Origin of the sequence: Mesorhizobium sp. M0136, assembly GCF_040322515.1 — a bacterium.
In the GTDB taxonomy this organism is placed as follows: Bacteria; Pseudomonadota; Alphaproteobacteria; order Rhizobiales; family Rhizobiaceae; genus Mesorhizobium.
This window is the reverse complement of sequence record NZ_JAMYTP010000078.1, coordinates 1-514: the sequence shown is the minus strand read 5'-3', so window position 1 is coordinate 514 and position 514 is coordinate 1. Positions and strand designations below refer to the sequence as shown.

Below are 514 nucleotides of genomic sequence, written 5' to 3'. Positions count from 1 at the left end.
GGCACGGTGGTGACCGGCCGCGTCGAGCGCGGCGTCGTCAAGGTCGGCGAGGAGCTGGAGATCGTCGGCATCCGCCCGACCACCAAGACGACCTGCACGGGCGTCGAGATGTTCCGCAAGCTGCTCGACCAGGGCCAGGCCGGCGACAACATCGGCGCGCTGTTGCGCGGTGTTGACCGTGAAGGCGTCGAGCGCGGCCAGGTCCTGGCCAAGCCCGGCACCGTCAAGCCGCACAAGAAGTTCGTTGCCGAAGCCTACATCCTGACCAAGGACGAAGGCGGCCGCCACACGCCGTTCTTCACCAACTACCGTCCGCAGTTCTACTTCCGCACGACGGACGTGACCGGCATCGTGTCGCTGCCGGAAGGCACCGAGATGGTGATGCCGGGCGACAACATCACCGTCGATGTCGAGCTGATCGTGCCGATCGCCATGGAAGAGAAGCTGCGCTTCGCCATCCGTGAAGGCGGCCGCACCGTCGGTGCCGGCATCGTCGTCACCATCAAAGAGTAAT

The 514-nt window shown here is 65.6% G+C and carries 1 protein-coding gene; it reads left to right on the top strand.

The window, feature by feature from the left end:
- Positions 1–513, top strand: a 513-nt coding sequence (locus tag NKJ35_RS30850) for an EF-Tu C-terminal domain-related protein (protein WP_292193105.1), incomplete at its 5' end; no start/stop codon positions are given.
- Position 514: the final 1 nt, after the last annotated feature.